The organism is Mycobacterium stomatepiae (assembly GCF_010731715.1).
Taxonomy (GTDB): domain Bacteria; phylum Actinomycetota; class Actinomycetes; order Mycobacteriales; family Mycobacteriaceae; genus Mycobacterium; species Mycobacterium stomatepiae.
The window spans coordinates 2,407,073-2,422,812 of record NZ_AP022587.1; the positions used below are offsets into that span (position 1 = coordinate 2,407,073).

The 15,740-nt window shown below is 66.9% G+C and carries 15 protein-coding genes; 12 read left to right on the forward strand and 3 right to left on the reverse strand.

All coding sequences use genetic code 11. The features are described from left to right. Nucleotides 1–210 precede the first annotated feature (210 nt). The 10 genes from G6N54_RS11440 (at nt 211) to betA (ending at nt 10,710) form a co-directional block, all read left to right on the forward strand. Nucleotides 211–573, forward strand: coding sequence for a bifunctional 3-phenylpropionate/cinnamic acid dioxygenase ferredoxin subunit (locus G6N54_RS11440; RefSeq protein ID WP_163790264.1), 363 nt, complete (start codon nt 211–213; stop codon nt 571–573). A 169-nt stretch (nt 574–742) separates the two neighbouring features. Beyond that, the gene (locus tag G6N54_RS30460; RefSeq protein ID WP_332107612.1) at nt 743–1,480 is read left to right on the forward strand and encodes an NAD(P)/FAD-dependent oxidoreductase; all 738 of its coding nucleotides are present in this window, start codon (nt 743–745) and stop codon (nt 1,478–1,480) included. Nucleotides 1,481–1,539: 59 nt separating this feature from the next. After that, a complete protein-coding gene (locus G6N54_RS30465) occupies nt 1,540–1,767 on the forward strand; it encodes an oxidoreductase C-terminal domain-containing protein (protein ID WP_232073667.1) in 228 nt (75 codons plus the stop codon). Nucleotides 1,768–1,835: 68 nt separating this feature from the next. Next, nucleotides 1,836–2,966: an aromatic ring-hydroxylating oxygenase subunit alpha gene (locus G6N54_RS11450; RefSeq protein WP_163790265.1), complete on the forward strand. Its 1,131-nt coding sequence runs from the start codon at nt 1,836–1,838 to the stop codon at nt 2,964–2,966. A gap of 380 nt (nt 2,967–3,346) precedes the next feature. After that, nucleotides 3,347–4,834 (forward strand): aldehyde dehydrogenase family protein, encoded by a 1,488-nt coding sequence (locus tag G6N54_RS11455; protein ID WP_179969196.1) that lies wholly within the window; start codon nt 3,347–3,349, stop codon nt 4,832–4,834. Between the two features lie 39 nt (nt 4,835–4,873). Next, complete coding sequence (locus G6N54_RS11460; RefSeq protein WP_179969197.1) at nt 4,874–5,965, forward strand: quaternary amine ABC transporter ATP-binding protein; 1,092 nt, start codon at nt 4,874–4,876, stop codon at nt 5,963–5,965. After that, a complete protein-coding gene (locus G6N54_RS11465; RefSeq protein WP_197939592.1) occupies nt 5,965–7,383 on the forward strand; it encodes an ABC transporter permease in 1,419 nt (472 codons plus the stop codon). The genes G6N54_RS11460 and G6N54_RS11465 overlap by 1 nt, the downstream gene beginning before the upstream one ends. Further along, on the forward strand, nt 7,371–8,015 hold the full coding sequence (locus G6N54_RS29885) for an ABC transporter permease subunit (RefSeq protein ID WP_197939593.1): 645 nt from the start codon (nt 7,371–7,373) through the stop codon (nt 8,013–8,015). Before G6N54_RS11465 ends, G6N54_RS29885 begins: the two co-directional genes overlap by 13 nt. Further along, a complete protein-coding gene (locus G6N54_RS11470; protein ID WP_163790266.1) occupies nt 8,012–9,016 on the forward strand; it encodes an ABC transporter substrate-binding protein in 1,005 nt (334 codons plus the stop codon). Before G6N54_RS29885 ends, G6N54_RS11470 begins: the two co-directional genes overlap by 4 nt. Continuing rightward, nucleotides 9,013–10,710, forward strand: a complete 1,698-nt coding sequence (betA, locus tag G6N54_RS11475; protein ID WP_163790267.1) for a choline dehydrogenase — start codon at nt 9,013–9,015, stop codon at nt 10,708–10,710. The genes G6N54_RS11470 and betA overlap by 4 nt, the downstream gene beginning before the upstream one ends. Nucleotides 10,711–10,737: 27 nt before the next feature. Here betA and G6N54_RS11480 read toward each other — a convergent pair whose 3' ends face one another. From G6N54_RS11480 to G6N54_RS11490, 3 genes are all read right to left on the reverse strand, one after another. Then, entirely contained in the window at nt 10,738–11,520 is a 783-nt protein-coding gene (locus G6N54_RS11480; protein WP_163790268.1) for an IclR family transcriptional regulator, read from the reverse strand. An 88-nt stretch (nt 11,521–11,608) separates the two neighbouring features. Further along, complete coding sequence (locus tag G6N54_RS11485) at nt 11,609–12,286, reverse strand: GntR family transcriptional regulator (RefSeq protein WP_163790269.1); 678 nt, start codon at nt 12,284–12,286, stop codon at nt 11,609–11,611. Between the two features lie 147 nt (nt 12,287–12,433). Continuing rightward, nucleotides 12,434–13,006 (reverse strand): GntR family transcriptional regulator, encoded by a 573-nt coding sequence (locus G6N54_RS11490; RefSeq protein ID WP_163790270.1) that lies wholly within the window; start codon nt 13,004–13,006, stop codon nt 12,434–12,436. Nucleotides 13,007–13,135: 129 nt separating this feature from the next. Here G6N54_RS11490 and glyA point away from each other — a divergent pair, with 129 nt between their 5' ends. Further along, nucleotides 13,136–14,467, forward strand: coding sequence for a serine hydroxymethyltransferase (gene glyA, locus G6N54_RS11495; protein ID WP_163790271.1), 1,332 nt, complete (start codon nt 13,136–13,138; stop codon nt 14,465–14,467). Beyond that, nucleotides 14,464–15,699 (forward strand): sarcosine oxidase subunit beta family protein, encoded by a 1,236-nt coding sequence (locus G6N54_RS11500; RefSeq protein ID WP_163790272.1) that lies wholly within the window; start codon nt 14,464–14,466, stop codon nt 15,697–15,699. The genes glyA and G6N54_RS11500 overlap by 4 nt, the downstream gene beginning before the upstream one ends. Nucleotides 15,700–15,740 lie beyond the last annotated feature (41 nt).

A 15,740-nucleotide genomic window follows, 5' to 3' on the forward strand; every position in this document is an offset into this window, starting at 1 on the left:
GTCCCTCCGGGCGCGGGCTATGCGATGGGCGACTCATATATTAGCTGAATCCGTGTGATATACAACTCATCGACGGCCCCCTTGCCTGCGCGCGGCCACCGTGACGCTCGTCTTGAGAGCTTGACAACCCCTGTGACCCGCGCAACACTGTTGCGTAATACGATTTGTGTTTCGTTATACGCAGAGTCTCGGCTTCGGGAGGCCCGCATCATGCTCGCAATCTGTCCCCTCGCCGACCTCGCTCCCGGCGAGGCCCGCCGCGTGGAAACCCAACCGCCCATCGCCGTCTTCCACACCGAAGACGGCGAGGTGTTCGCCATCGACGACACGTGCTCACATCAGGACGCGTCGCTCGCCGACGGCTGGGTGGAGGGCTGCGAGGTGGAGTGCCCGCTGCATGCCTCCCGGTTCAATCTGCGCACCGGCGCCGTCGATGCGCCGCCCGCCAAACTGCCGGTCCGGGCGCACACCGTGGTGATCGAACACGGGATCGTCTACATCGAGCCGAGCACCGCAGAACCTAACCTGCCACCACAGCTCCGCGCACGCATCGCCGACACGGGCCGACCGTGAAGCACATTGCGGTCATCGGGGCCTCGCTGGCGGGTCTCTCGGCAGCCCGCGCGCTGCGCGACCAGGGTTACGACGGGCGTCTCACCATCGTCGGCGACGAGACTCGCCGCCCCTACGACCGCCCCCGCTGTCCAAGGAATTCCTCGCCGGGGAGATCTCCGAAGCTGACCTGGCGCTGGAGGACCCGCCGGAGGATCTGCAGGCCCATTGGCACCTCGGCGCGTCGGCCACCAAGCTCGATACCGGTGCTGCCGCAATTGAACTCGCGACCGGTGAGCGCATCCCCGCCGACGGTGTGGTCATCGCCACCGGTTCGCGCGCGCGGCGCTGGCCCGACAGCCAGACCATGGCGGGGGTACACGTCGTGCGCACCGTCGACGACGCTGTCGCGCTGCGCGCCGAACTGGTACCCGGCGCCCACATCGTCGTCATCGGAGCCGGATTCGTCGGCGCCGAGGTTGCCTCGACGGCCCGCAAGATGGGCGTCGACGTCACCATCGTCGAGGCCGCTCCGACGCCGCTGCACGCTCAGCTCGGGCGGCGCCTCGGCGCGGCGGTAGCGGCCGCGCACGCGGTGAACGGCACGAGGCTGATCTGCGGCGCCGGTGTGGCCCGGCTGACCGGGCAGTGCCGCGACCTTCGGGCCGGCCACGGCGCCGACCGGGTTACCGGAGTGGACCTCACCGACGGGCGCCACCTGCCCGCCGACGTCGTCGTAGTCGGAATCGGCGGTACCCCGAACATCGAGTGGCTGCGGTGCAGCCCGCTCGCGCTCGGCGACGGCGTGTTGTGCGGAGCCAACGGCCAGACCGCGATCCCGAACGTAGTCGCCGCAGGCGACTGTGCGGCCTGGCATGACTTCACTACGGATCCCACCGGCGCGTCGAGCATTGGACGGGCGCGATAGAACGTCCCGCGATCGCCGTCGCCGCGCTGCTTGCCGGCGGCGCGGACTGCCGCCTTCCCGTGAAGCCGCCCTACTTCTGGTCCGATCAGTACGGGTCGCGCATCCAGTTTGCCGGCAGCACCCACCCCGACGACGAGATCAGCATCGAGGAGGGCAGCTGCGAAGAGCGCAGCTTCCTCGCGACCTATCGCCGCGGCGGGCACGTCACCGGGGTTCTCGGCGTCGACCAGCCCCGGCTGTTCGCCCGGTGGCGTCGCCAACTGGCCGCCGTGCCCACGCCGGTCTAAGTCCCGAATTTCAAGCCCAGGCCCAGGCCCAGGCCCAGGCCCAAAAGACAGAAAGCCCGAGGGAATCCATGACGACCACCACAGCGACCAACCTGCCGGACAGCCTGATCTCTACGCTCGCGGGCTGCTACTACACCGATCCGGCGATCTTCGCCCTCGAGCAGGAGAATATCTACGAGACGATGTGGTTCTGCGCCGTGCGCGCAGCGGGCCTGGACAAGGCCGGCGCCTTCCGAACCGTCCAGGTAGGCCGGGAGAGCGTGCTGTTGACCAGGTCAAGAAAGGGCAACATCAACGCCTTCTACAACGTGTGCCGGCACCGGGGCGCGCAGCTGTGCACCGAGAGCAGCGGGGAGGTCAAGCGCGCGTTGCAGTGCCCCTACCATGCCTGGACCTACGACCTCGACGGAAAGCTCGTTGCGGCGCCGCATTTGACGAAGATGCCTGATGTCGACCGGTTCGAGTACGGCCTGCGCAGGATTGCGATCAAGGAGTGGCTCGGCTACGTGTGGGTGTGCTTGGCCGACGAACCGCCGTCATTCGAAGACACTGTGATGCGCGAAGTCGTCGAGCGCCTCGGCGACGTGGCAGCGATCGATCACTACACCGTGGCCGACCTGAAGGTAGGCCGTCGGATCGTCTACGACGTCAAGGCGAACTGGAAGCTGATCGTCGAGAACTTCATGGAGTGCTACCACTGCGCCACCATCCACCCGGAACTGACCGAGGTGCTCCCGGAGTTCGCCGACGGGTATGCCGCGCAATATTACGTGGGGCACGGCGCGGAGTTCGGCGAGGACATCCAGGGTTTCACGATCGACGGTTCCGCCGGGCTCGACCCGATCCCCGGAGTGAGCAAAGACCAGGATCGGCGCTACTACGCGATCACCATCCGCCCTCAGGTCTTCATCAACTTGGTGCCCGACCACGCGATCGTGCACCGGATGTACCCTATGGCGGCCGATCACACCATCGTCGAATGCGATTGGCTCTACCTGCCCCAAGTCGTGGAATCCGGGCACGACATCAGTCGCTCGGTCGAGCTGTTCCACCGGGTCAATCAGCAGGATTTCGCCGCGTGCGAACGCTGCCAGCCCACGATGGGTTCGCGCATGTACCGCGACGGCGGGGTCCTGGTCCCCAGTGAGCATCACATTGGGGCTTTCCACGACTGGCTGCGCTCCATGCTCGCAATCTGACCAAGAGCACCCCTCGGCCCCGCAATCCGGCCGAGCCGAGGGGTGCCGTGCTAGACGTTCGCGGCGCCAAGCCAACGGAGAGGGACAGCACCGCCTACGTCCGCGAGAGGCGCCGATCCCGGAAGCTCGGGGTCGGCGCCTCCGTCGCACGGTCGGGACCGCGGACCGCCGCCCAACACGACGCAATTGATATATCAAATTGCGACACGACCTCGCTTGACGCGCAGCTCAGCGGCCTCGGCCTGGTCGCACGTGCCCGGACCTGCGAATTTAGTTCGCCGCTACCCTTGACATGACCCAGTTCATAAGACAGGCTGTTGCACAACCAGAATCACATTGCGCTATACGCAACGAATCTGTATAAGTCCGGGGGCGATGGCGTGGCCGAACATCTGAACCTGTACATCGCAGGCGAATGGAGGCCGGCCGGCGACGGCGCTCGTCGCGAGATCCGCTGCCCCGCGGACAGTCAGCTGGTGGCCACCGCTGCCGAGGCCTCCGCTGCGGACACCCGGGCGGCAATTGCCGCCGCGCGCAAGGCTTTCGACGAAGGCTCCTGGCCGCGCACACCCGAGCGCGAACGCGCGGACTTGCTGGGCCGCACGGCGGCCCTGATCGCCCGCAACCGAGGCGACTTCGCCCGGGCCGAGGCGCTGGACACGGGCAAGCGCCTCGTCGAAGCCGAATGCGACATGGACGACGTCGTGGCGTGCCTGCGGCACTACGCCGCGGTCGGTGGCAGCCATGCCGGACAGGTAGTGGACACCGGCAGACCCGATGTCGTCAGCCGGCTCGTGTACGAGCCGATCGGCGTCTGCGGATTGATCACCCCCTGGAATTACCCCCTGCTGCAGGCGATCTGGAAGGTAGCCCCCGCGCTGTTAGCGGGCAACACCGTGGTCCTCAAGCCCAGTGAGCTCACCCCCTCCACCGCGGTCCTGTTGATGCAAGCGCTACAAGAGGCCGGTTTGCCCGCCGGCGTCGCCAATCTGGTTCTCGGGCCCGGTCCGACGGCCGGCGCCCCGCTCGCCGAGCATCCCGACGTGGACATGGTGTCGTTCACCGGCGGCATGACTTCGGGCACCCGGGTAATGACCGCGGCCGCGCAGACAGTGAAACGGGTCGCACTGGAACTCGGCGGCAAGAACCCGAACGTGGTCTTCGCCGACGCCGACTTCGAGACCGCAGTGGACTACGCACTCACCGCGGTGTTCCTGCACTCCGGCCAGGTGTGTTCGGCTGGGGCGCGGCTGCTCGTCGAGCAGAACCTGCACGACCGGTTCGTCGACGAGGTCGTCGCGCGGGCCCGCCGGATCACGCTCGGCGGGCCCTTCGATCCCGACGCCGAAACGGGCCCGCTGATCTCGGCCGCGCACCGGGACAAGGTCGAGGCATACATGGCCGCGGGACTCGCCGAAGGCGCGGTCCTACGGTGCGGCGGGCGCCGACCCGATGATCCGCGCCTGCGCGACGGGTTTTTCTACCCGCCCACCGTTCTGGACGAGTGCTCTTCGGGAATGTCCGTGACACAAGAGGAATCGTTCGGTCCGGTGCTCACCGTCGAAACGTTCACCGACGAGGACGAGGCGGTAGCACTAGCGAACGACACCGTCTATGGCCTGGCCGGCGCGGTGTGGACCCAGGACGCCGGCAAGGCGCAGCGCGTGGCAAATCGTTTGCGGCACGGCACAATCTGGATCAACGACTACCACCCCTATGTGCCGCAGGCCGAATGGGGCGGGATGAAGCGTTCGGGCAACGGCCGCGAGCTCGGCCGCGCGGGCCTGGACGAATATCGCGAGATCAAGCACATCTGGCAGAACATCAACCCACAGCCGACACGGTGGTTCCGCGGATCGCCGACCTGACTGCAGCCGACCGACAGCCCAAGACGTTAGGAGACACTGGTGGCCATCCACACGGAAAACTCACCACAGGCGGTAGTCACGCCGCCGATCCGGCGCACCTGTGCCGAGCTGCGCGTGCAGGAACTGTGGAAGATCTTCGGCGCCAACACTTCCGATATCGCCTGCGACAAGACCTTTGAGCACCTCAGCGTGCAGGACATCAAGAGGAAGACGGGCTGCGCGGTCGCGGTCCGCAACGTGAGCTTCGACGTAGGCCGCGGCGAGGTATTCGTCGTGATGGGCTTGTCCGGCTCCGGCAAGTCCACCCTCGTGCGGTGCCTGACGCGGCTGATCGAGCCGACCAAGGGCCGAGTGATGTTCCAGGGCATCGACATCACGACCGCGGGCGAGAAGGAATTGCGCGAACTGCGCCGCCGCAAGATCTCGATGGTATTCCAGCACTTCGGCCTGCTGCCGCACCGGCGGGTGCTCGACAACGTCTCTTACGGTCTCGAGGTTCGCGGTGCCGACAAGAAGGACCGGATGAAACGCGCCGGCGAGGTCACCGAGCTGGTCGGGCTGGCCGGATACGAGCAGTCCTATCCCGATCAGCTGTCCGGCGGCATGAAGCAGCGCGTCGGGCTGGCCCGCGCGCTGGCAAGCGATCCGGACCTGCTGCTCTTCGACGAGCCGTTCTCCGCGCTGGACCCGCTGATCCGGCGCGACATGCAGAACGAGGTGATCCGCCTGCACCACGAGATGGGCAAGACGATGGTGTTCATCACCCATGATCTGTCCGAGGCGCTGCGGCTGGGCGACCGGATCCTGATCATGCGCAACGGCGAGGTCGTCCAGGTCGGCACCGGCGACGAGCTGGTCGGCGCGCCCGCGGATGACTACGTGCGCGAGTTTGTCAGCGACGTCCCCCGTTCCCGCGTGCTGACGCTGAAGTGGATCATGCGCGAGAAGCGCCCCGAAGACACGCTTGACGGACCAGAGATGTTGCCCAGCACCGTGATTCGTGACGCCGTCGACCCAGTACTGGCTGCCGACAGGCCCATCAAGGTGGTCTCGGACGGCAAGCTGCTGGGCATGGTCGGCCGCGACGAAATCCTCGCGGTGATCGGCAAGGTCGACGAAGGCGGTTGGTAATGGCCGCACCCGCAGTCAACGCAACCCGGTTGCCGTCGGCTCCGCGCCCCGCCCGCTCGTTCGGCGTGCGGTGGGCCGGACTCGGCTCCAAAGCATCGATCGCGGCCATCGTCGCGATCGCGGTCGTGTGGGCCGTGCTGTTCAGCGTGCTACGCGGCCGCGACACACACGCGCTCGGACCGGCCGACACCACAGCGCTGCAACGGTGGCTGTCGGCCCAGCAAACCTGGATCGCCGAGTCACGCGCCACCAATCCCCTGTTCACCTTCGTGCTCAACCCGATCCGGTCCGCGATCGACGCCTTCGGTTCCACGATCCAGGATCTGATCGCGCACCCGGTCGACGGCCGCCCTGTTCCCTATATCGGCTGGCTTGGCGTGGTCGTCGTGTTCACGTTCGTGGCCTGGATGGTCGGCAACGGAAAGACCGCGTTGCTCACGTGCGGCTCCCTGTTGTTCATGGGCCTGCAGGGTCTGTGGCAGGAGAGCATGCAGACGCTGGCGCTGACCATTGCCGCGGTTGCGATTTCACTGTTGATCGGGATCCCGCTGGGCATCTGGGCGGGGCTGTCGAATGCGTTCAACCGCGTGATCACGCCGGTGCTGGACTTCATGCAGATCCTGCCGTCGTTCGTCTACCTCACGCCACTGACGCTGGTGTTCCTGATCGGCCCGGCCGCGGCGATCATTGCCACGGTGATCTACGCCGCGCCCCCGGTCATCCGGCTCACAACGCACGGCATCCGGTCCGTGCCGCAGGAGTCACGCGAGGCCGTCGAGTCGCTGGGAGCGACCCGGCTTCAGGAGCTGTTCGGCGCGCTGTTGCCGATGGCCAAGCGCACCATCGTGCTCGGCGTCAACCAGACCATCATGGCGGCGCTGTCGATGGTGACGGTCGCGGCCCTGATCGCGGCGCCGGGCCTCGGGCAGGTGGTGGTCCAGGCGCTGGCCAGCCAAGACGTGGGCACCGCCTTCAACGCCGGCCTGGCCATCGTGCTGCTGGCCATCATCCTGGACCGGACGACGACGGCAGCGAGCGAACGCGTGGATGTCCATCGGCGAAGGTCGGCTGTTGTCAACAGGTTTCGGCGTCCACTGATCGCACTAGGGGCGGTTGTGACCGTCGTGGCGATCTGGCTGTCGTACACCTACCAGCTGGTTGCCATCTTCCCGTCGTCGCTGCAGATCGGTTCGGTCCACGTCGGGCTCGACATCGGCTCGCACATCGTCGCTGCCGCGAATTCCGTAACAAGTTGGGCGCAAACCAGTTTCGTCTCGGCGACCAGCGGGCTCAAGGACGCCGTCACAGCGTCGATGCTCAACCCGCTGCAGACGCTGCTGGACGGCTCCCGTGGTGGCTCAGCTTCGTCGCGCTCACCGCGATCGCGGCCGTCGTCGGAGGTCGCATGTCCGCGCTGATCTCGATGGCGTGTCTTGCCCTGATCATCATGATTGGCCTCTGGCAGGACACCATGGACACCCTGGCCGCGGTACTGGTGGCCACCGCGGTCGTCGTCGCGCTCGGGGTGGTGCTGGGCGTCTGGATGGGCCGTAATTCGCTGGCGGATAAGCTCATGCGGTCCTTCCTGGATGCCGCTCAGACCATCCCGACATTCGTGTACCTGGTTCCGTTCCTGTCCTTGTTCGCTGTGTCGCGATTCACCGGCATCGTCGCGGCGATCGTCTACGCCGCCCCTGGGTCGATCAAGATCGTCGCCGACGGGATTCGTTGTGTCCCACCTGAAATCGTCGAGGCGGCCCGCTCCGCGGGCTCCAACTCCTGGCAGATCATCACCAAGGTCCAGCTGCCGGGCGCGGCTCAGTCGTTGACGCTGGCCACCAATCAGGGCCTGATCTATGTGCTCGCGATGGTGGTCGTCGGCGGCCTGGCAGGTGGCGGGGCGCTGGGTTACCTTGTGGTCGCTGGCTTCTCGCAGGCAAGCCTGTTCGGCAAGGGCCTGGCCGCGGGTCTGGCCATCGTTCTGCTCGGCACGATTCTCGACCGCACGACGGCGGCCGCGTCGAAAAAGGTTGGGAGAACGGCCGAATGAAGCGGATCTTGAAGCTCGTCGCGGCACTCGGGCTAGCCACGCTGTTCCTGATCGTGCTTGTCGGTTGCAATGCGACCAAGGTGGCGGACCTGGGCCACGGACGCCTGCGGCCGGGCAGCAGACCGTGCGGCGCCTTCAACCTCGCCGTCTTCTCGTGGGTTGGGGCCGAAGCCAATGCCGCGGTGATCAGCTATGTCGCCGAGGAAATCCTGGGCTGCTCCGTCAAACAGAAACACCTCGCGGAGCAGGTGTCCTGGCAGGGCCTGTCCACCGGGCAGGTGGACGCGATCGTCGAGAACTGGGGCCACGACGACCTCAAGAAGCAGTACATCGACACCATGGGCGCCGCGCAGAGCGCCGGTTCCACCGGCATCAAGGGGCGGATCGGTTGGTACGTCCCGCCCGCGATGGTCGAGCGGTACCCGGACATCACCGACTGGCACAGCCTGAACAAGTACGCGGATCTGTTCAAAACGTCCGAGTCCGGCGACAAGGGGCAACTGCTGGACGGGGACCCTTCCTACGTCACCAACGACGCTGCCCTCATCGCGAATCTCGGCCTGAACTACAAGGTGGTCCAGGGTGGCAGCGAGTCAGCATTGATCTCCAGCATTCGCCGGGCGCAGCAGCAGCGGACTCCACTGCTCGCGTACTTCTTCTCGCCGCAGTGGCTGTTCAACGAGATCCCGATGGTCAAGGTAAACCTGCCGCCCTACACGCCGGGATGCGATGCCGATCCGGCCAAGATCGCCTGCGACTACCCGGTCTATGACCTGGACAAGATCGTCTCGAACACGTTCGCCAAGTCGGGCAGCCCGGCGTACACCCTGGTCAAACAGTTCCACTGGACGGAACAGGACCAGAACTCCGTCGCGCGCATGATCGTCGACGGGATGAGCGACTACCAGGCCGCCAAGAAGTTCGTCGACGCGCACCCCCAGCAGGTCGCCGCGTGGCTGGCCGGCACGGGAGCCGAACACCCCAAGGAGGGACAGCAATGACATCGACACGGTACGACTTCGTCATCGTCGGCGGCGGATCGGCCGGCTGCGCGCTGGCCAACCGCCTCTCGGCCGACCCGTCGAACAAGGTCCTGGTGCTCGAGGCGGGACGCAACGACTCGCTGTGGGACGTGTTCGTGCACATGCCGGCGGCGCTGCCGTTTCCCATCGGCAGCCGGTTCTACGACTGGAAGTACGAGTCCGAACCGGAGCCGCACATGCACGGCCGGCGCATTTACCACGCCCGGGGCAAGGTCCTCGGGGGCTCAAGCAGCATCAACGGGATGATTTTCCAGCGCGGCAACCCCATGGACTACGAGCGCTGGGGCGCCGACCCCGGCATGGGCGACTGGGACTTCGCGCACTGCCTGCCGTACTTCAACCGCATGGAGAACTGCCTGGCCGCGGCCCCCGAGGACCCGTTCCGCGGGCACGACGGGCCCCTGCACCTGGAACGGGGCCCATCGAAGAGCCCGCTGTTCGAGGCATTCTTCACCGCGGCCGAGCAGGCCGGCTACCCGCGCACCGACGACGTGAACGGTTACCGGCAGGAGGGTTTCGCGAGGTTCGACCGCAACATCCGTAACGGTCGGCGCCTCTCGGCGGCCCGCGCCTACCTGCACCCGGTCATGCGGCGCCTGAACCTGGATGTGATCACGAGGGCGTTCGCCGAGCGGGTCGTGTTCGACGGCGCCCGCGCGGTCGGCGTCGACTACCGGCGCGGGTCTGGCGCCACCCAGCGCGTCAGCGCCGGGCAGGTCATCCTGTGCGGCGGCGCCATCAACAGCCCCCAGCTGCTGCAGCTCTCCGGCATCGGCAACGCCACCGATCTCGGTGCGCTGGGGATCGACATGGTCCAGGATCTGCCGGGCGTGGGTGCGAACCTGCAGGATCACCTCGAGGTGTACATCCAGTACGCGTGCAAGCAGCCGGTAACCATGCAGAAGTACATGAAGTGGCGGTACCGGCCGTGGATCGGGGCAAACTGGCTGTTGCTGCGCCGCGGGCCGGGCGCGACGAACCACTTCGAGGGCGGCGGCTTCGTGCGCAGCAACGACACCGTCGCCTACCCCAACCTGATGTTTCACTTCCTGCCCATCGCGGTCCGCTACGACGGCTCGTCACCCGAGAGCGGCGAGGGGTATCAGGTCCACGTCGGCCCGATGTACTCCGATGCCCGCGGCACACTGAAAATCGTCAGCCGCGACCCGAAAGTGCACCCGGCGCTCCGGTTCAACTATTTGTCGACCGAACAGGACCGCCGGGAGTGGGTGGAATCGATTCGGGTGGCGCGCGACATCCTCAACCAGCCCGCCCTGGCGCCGTTCAACGGCGGCGAGATCTCACCGGGCCCCCGCGTGGAAACCGACGAACAGATTCTCGACTGGGTCGCGCGCGACGCCGAAACCGCCCTGCACCCGTCGTGTACCGCCAAGATGGGCATCGACGCGATGAGCGTGGTCGACCCGCAAACCATGGGCGTGCACGGTGTCGAGGGACTCAAGGTAGTCGACGCGTCCGTGATGCCGTACGCAACGAACGGCAACATCTACGCCCCGGTTATGATGGTCGCCGAGAAGGCGGCGGACCTAGTCCTCGGCAACCAGCCGTTGGCACCTGTCACGGTGCCGTTCTATCGGCACCGGCCCGAGGCTCCGCAGCCCGTCAGCTCGAAAGCGTTGGGCCGCAACTGAAAAGACGCCCGCGCCGGGTGCGGTGGTTCAGCCGTGAAAGCCGAGCCGGTGGCCGATTTCGATGGCGGCCGCGATCACCGGCGACATGATCTCCCGTTTGCGTTCCGCGGTAACGCGGAACGCGGGACCGGACACGCTCAGCGCGGCGATCACCACGCCCGCGTGGTCACGCACGGGGGCGGCGACGGCGTTGAGTCCGATCTCGAGCTCCTCGCAGGTGGTTGCATAGCCGTCCCGCTCGGCCACGGCGAGCTGGCGGTCGAGTTCCTCCATCGAGGTGATCGTCCGGTCGGTGAACCGCGACATCCCAGCCTCTCCGAGTAGGCGTTTGCGTTTGTCCGCGGACATGGACGCCAACAGGACCTTGCCGCTGGAGGTCGCGTGCAGGGGCGTCAGCTCCCCCACCCAGTTGTGCGTGCCGATTGCCGACGGGCCCCTTGCCTGCTCCACATTCACCGCAAAGTGCGAGCGCAGTACCGCGAGGTTGACCGTCTCGCCGACCTGCGCGGCCAGCCGCTCACAGACGTCGCGGGCCTGCTCAGTGAGGTCCAGACGGCCCGGCACCGCGTGGGCCAGCCGCAGGATTCCCAGACCGAGGTGGTACTTCCCCCGCCCGTGGAACTGTTCGACGAGGCCACGCTCCTCGAGTGAGCCGAGCAGCCGCGATGCCGTCGACTTGTGCACACCGATGGCAGCGGCCAGCTCCGTGACGCCGGCCTCGCCCTCACGCGCGAGAAGCTCGAGCATCTGCAGCGCGCGGTCGACCGACTGGACTCCGCCGATGCCGGTGTCGGAGCTCGCTTTGCTCATCCCTGCGACCCTACTCATTGCGAACGTGACCTATTGCCAACGTGTTCGGTCGTTGCCCCGCAGGTGATCGGTTGCGCCGCGCGGCGCCTCACACGACTGCCCGGATCGCTTTCTCGAACCCGATGACGTGATCTGCGGCCAGCGCAGCGGCCGCGTCGGAGTCGCCGTCGGCGATGGTCCGCAAGAGGGCCGCGTGCTCTCCGACGTGGCGGGCCACCGCGGGTAGCCGATCGAGGAAAATGCAGAAAATGCGGGTGGCGAGGTTGTCATAACGCACCAGGACGTCCTCGAGGTGCGGATTGCCCGCCGCGCGGTAGATCGCGCGGTGCGCCCGCAGGTCCCACCGCATTAGCTCGCTGCGGTCGATCGTCTCGACTTCTAGAGCACTCGTGCAGTCCGCGAGCTCGAGAAGGTGTGACCGCACCGCGGCCGAGGTGTTCTCGGCGGCGGCGCGCGCCGCGACGGGTTCGAGGTTGACGCGGATCTGCGAGATATGCCGCAGGTCGGCGACGTCGACGCCGGTAGCAAACGTGCCCCTGCGCGGGAACGACACCACCAGCCGGTCGGCCTCCAGCCGCTTGAGGGCCTCCCGTACGGGCGTCCGGCCCGTCTTAAGCTGGGCGGCAAGCTCGCTCTCGACGATGGCCTGGTTGGGCCGGATCTCGAGCATGATGAGCTTGTCCCTGATCACCAGGTAGGCCTGGTCGGCAAACGACATGTGCTCCGGGGCAATCTCCTCGAACGCATCCATCCCCGCCACGGTCATGGCCCGACGTTCCCTTCACGACTTTTGATGTTGCAGATAGACAACTGAACTTGCTATGTGGCGCCAATGATATATCGAATGGCCCTTTGGTCGGTCCAGCTTTGCTCCGTGGTGGGTGGGAGTCGCGCGACCACGGCCCCGGAGGGTTCAGAGAAGTGCGCGGTGCTCGCGGGCGTGGCCGGCCACGCCGGCGATCCGATCGAGAAACACGCACCAGATCCGGGTGGCGTGGGCGTCGAGGCCGACCAGGATCTGCTCTAGGTGCGGGTTGCCTGGCGCGCGGTAGATGTCGCCGTGCACCCGCACGTCGAAACGCAACACCTCGCGCGCGTCCTGGCCGTCCTCGATCCGTCCGATCTCGTCGGCCAGAGCGGCAAGTCGACCCCGCATGCCGGTGGTTGCCATGCGCGCGGCACGAGCGGCCGCCAACGGTTCGAGTTGTTTGCGGATCTCCGAGATGTCGGCGAGGTCGGTCATGTCAACCGGGGTAGCGAAGGTGCCGTGGCGCGGGTAGGCGACCACAAGGCGGTCGCGCTCCAGTCGCTTGAGCGCCTCGCGGACCGGCGTCCGGCCGACACCGAGTTCGGCGGCCAGACGGTCGTCGTTGATGGGTTCACCGGGCCGGACGTCGAGAATCGCGAGGCGCTCCCGCAAGATCTCGTATGCCCGGTCTGCGCTGGTTTCCGGACCAGCGCCGGGCAGCGATAGCTCGGTCAGCATGGTCGTGACATCCTTCCTCGCCCTTCCTGTCGACCGGCTTCCCCGGCTATTGACGTGGCCGCCGCCGGCCCTTACTATGCCGTACAGTTAATATATCAATAGCATTGTACTGGAATGTCAGGAGCGCGCATGACTCTGGACACACCGCAGCGGCTCACCGCGGCACCGGCCAACCCGGTCCTGGACGAGCCGCTGGTCAGCCTCGACCCTGAGGTTTACCGGGCGATCGCCGACGAAGTGGCGCGCCAGCAGGGCACCCTCGAAATGATCGCCAGCGAGAACTTCGCGCCGCTGGCGGCGATGCAGGCGCAGGGCTCGGTGCTGACCAACAAGTACGCCGAGGGCTACCCGGGCAAGCGCTACTACGGCGGCTGTGAACACGTCGACGTCATCGAACAGCTCGCGATCGACCGTGTCCGGAGTCTCTTCGGCGCCGGCTACGCGAACGTCCAGCCGCATTCCGGCGCGCAGGCCAACGCCGCGGCGATGGCGGCCCTGCTCTCCCCCGGCGACACGATCCTGGGCCTGGCGCTGGCCCACGGCGGCCATCTCACGCACGGGATGAAGCTCAACTTCTCCGGCAAGCTCTACGACGTCGCCGCCTATCACGTGTCCGAGGAGGACCACCGGGTGGACATGGCCGAAGTCGAGAGGCTGGCACGCGAGCGGCGGCCCAGGCTGATCCTGGCCGGTTGGTCGGCCTACCCGCGTCACCTCGACTTCGCCGCATTCCGGCGCATCGCCGACGAGGTGGGCGCCTACCTCATGGTCGACATGGCTCACTTTGCCGGCCTGGTCGCGGCCGGCCTGCATCCCTCGCCGGTACCGCACGCACACGTCGTGACGTCGACCACGCACAAGACCCTCGGGGGCCCCCGCGGCGGCTTCATCCTCACCGACGACGAGGCGCTGGCGAAGAAGTTCAACTCCTCGGTGTTCCCCGGCCAGCAGGGCGGCCCGCTGGAACACGTCATCGCCGCCAAGGCGGTGGCGTTCAAACTCGCCGCGCAGCCCGAGTTCCGCGAGCGGCAGCAACGGACGCTGGCCGGCGCGCGGATCCTCGCCGAGCGCCTCATGCGGGACGATTCGCGCAGCGCGCAGGTCAGCGTGGTGTCCGGCGGGACCGACGTGCATCTAGTTCTGGTGGACCTGCGCAATTCCGAACTCGACGGCAAGCATGCCGAGGACCGGTTGCACCGCGCCGGAGTCACGGTGTACCGCAACGCCGTTCCCTTCGACCCGCGGCCCCCAATGGTTAGCTCGGGAGCGCGGATCGGCACCGCCGCGCTGGCGACTCGCGGGTTCGACCTCGACTGCTTCCGGGAGGTCGCCGACATCATCAGTTTGACGCTGCGGCCCGACGCCGTCGACGACGCCACCCTCGACGCGCTCCGCGCCAGGGTCGATGTGCTCGCCAGCCGGTTCCCGCTCTACCCCGGCCTGACGGGACACGCACTGTGACGGCCGTCAGCCCACCCGGCGCCGAGCTACCGGATCATCCCGAATTCCTCTGGCGCACACCGGAACCGAAGAAATCCTACGATGTCGTCATCGTCGGCGGCGGCGGCCACGGGCTGGCCACGGCGCACTACCTGGCCAAGAACCACGGCATCACCAACGTGGCTGTGCTGGAAAGAGGCTGGCTGGCCGGCGGGAACATGGCCCGCAACACCACCCTGATCCGGTCCAACTACTTGTGGGACGAGAGCGCCCGCATCTACGAGCACTCGCTGAAGTTGTGGGAGGGCCTCGAGGAGGACCTGGACTACCCGATCCTGTTCAGTCAGCGCGGCGTGCTCAACCTCGCGCACAGCCTGCAGGACGTCCGCGACGGTGTCCGGCGGGTGGAAGCCAACCGGCTCAACGGCATTGACGCGCAGTGGGTCGATCCCGACGAGGTAAAGAAACTCTGCCCCATCGTCAACGTGTCGAGCGAATTGCGCTACCCCGTGCTCGGCGCCACCTATCAACCCCGGGCCGGCATCGCCAAGCACGACTACGTAGCGTGGGGATTTGCCCGACGCGCGGACGAGCGCGGCGTTGACATCATCCAGCACTGCGAGGTCACCGGGTTCGTCACGGACGGCGATCGGGTGACGGGCGTGTGCACCAGCCGCGGCGACATCGCGGCCGGACGCGTCGCGCTGTGCGCGGCCGGACACACATCCACGCTCACCGACATGCTGGGCATCCGCACGCCGCTGCAGAGTCACCCCTTGCAGGCGTTGGTCTCCGAGCTGCTCGAACCCGTCCATCCGACGATTGTGATGTCCAACGCCATCCACGTGTACGTCTCGCAGGCGCACAAGGGCGAACTGGTCATGGGCGCGGGTATCGACTCGTACAACGGCTATGGCCAGCGGGGAGCGTTTCACATTATCGAGCGCCAGATGGCCGCGGCCGTCGAGCTGTTCCCGATCTTTGCGCGGGCTCATCTGTTGCGCACCTGGGCCGGCATCGTGGACGTGTGCCCGGACGCCTCGCCGATCGTCGGGCGGACGCCCTACACCAACCTGTACCTCAACGCCGGTTGGGGCACCGGCGGATTCAAAGCCACACCGGGGCTCGGCTGGTGCTTTGCCGACACCATCGCCAACGACGAACCGCACGAGTTCATCGCGCCGTTCGGGCTGGACCGATTCGTCAGCGGCGCGCTGGTCGACGAACACGGCGCCGCCGCCGTCGCCCACTGAATCCGATCACCGGCGATACCGACCCATTCCGACCGCAGGAG

Excerpts from the sequence above, each read along its gene's own strand:
- betA (WP_163790267.1), top strand. The coding sequence starts at position 9,013 with ATGACATCGACACGGTACGACTTCGTCATCGTCGGCGGCGGATCGGCC.
- G6N54_RS11465 (WP_197939592.1), top strand. The coding sequence starts at position 5,965 with ATGGCCGCACCCGCAGTCAACGCAACCCGGTTGCCGTCGGCTCCGCGC.
- G6N54_RS11440 (WP_163790264.1), top strand. The coding sequence starts at position 211 with ATGCTCGCAATCTGTCCCCTCGCCGACCTCGCTCCCGGCGAGGCCCGC.
- G6N54_RS11480 (WP_163790268.1), bottom strand. The coding sequence starts at position 11,520 with ATGAGCAAAGCGAGCTCCGACACCGGCATCGGCGGAGTCCAGTCGGTC.
- G6N54_RS11450 (WP_163790265.1), top strand. The coding sequence starts at position 1,836 with ATGACGACCACCACAGCGACCAACCTGCCGGACAGCCTGATCTCTACG.
- G6N54_RS29885 (WP_197939593.1), top strand. The coding sequence starts at position 7,371 with ATGTCCGCGCTGATCTCGATGGCGTGTCTTGCCCTGATCATCATGATT.
- G6N54_RS11470 (WP_163790266.1), top strand. The coding sequence starts at position 8,012 with ATGAAGCGGATCTTGAAGCTCGTCGCGGCACTCGGGCTAGCCACGCTG.
- G6N54_RS11485 (WP_163790269.1), bottom strand. The coding sequence starts at position 12,286 with ATGACCGTGGCGGGGATGGATGCGTTCGAGGAGATTGCCCCGGAGCAC.
- G6N54_RS11490 (WP_163790270.1), bottom strand. The coding sequence starts at position 13,006 with ATGCTGACCGAGCTATCGCTGCCCGGCGCTGGTCCGGAAACCAGCGCA.
- glyA (WP_163790271.1), top strand. The coding sequence starts at position 13,136 with ATGACTCTGGACACACCGCAGCGGCTCACCGCGGCACCGGCCAACCCG.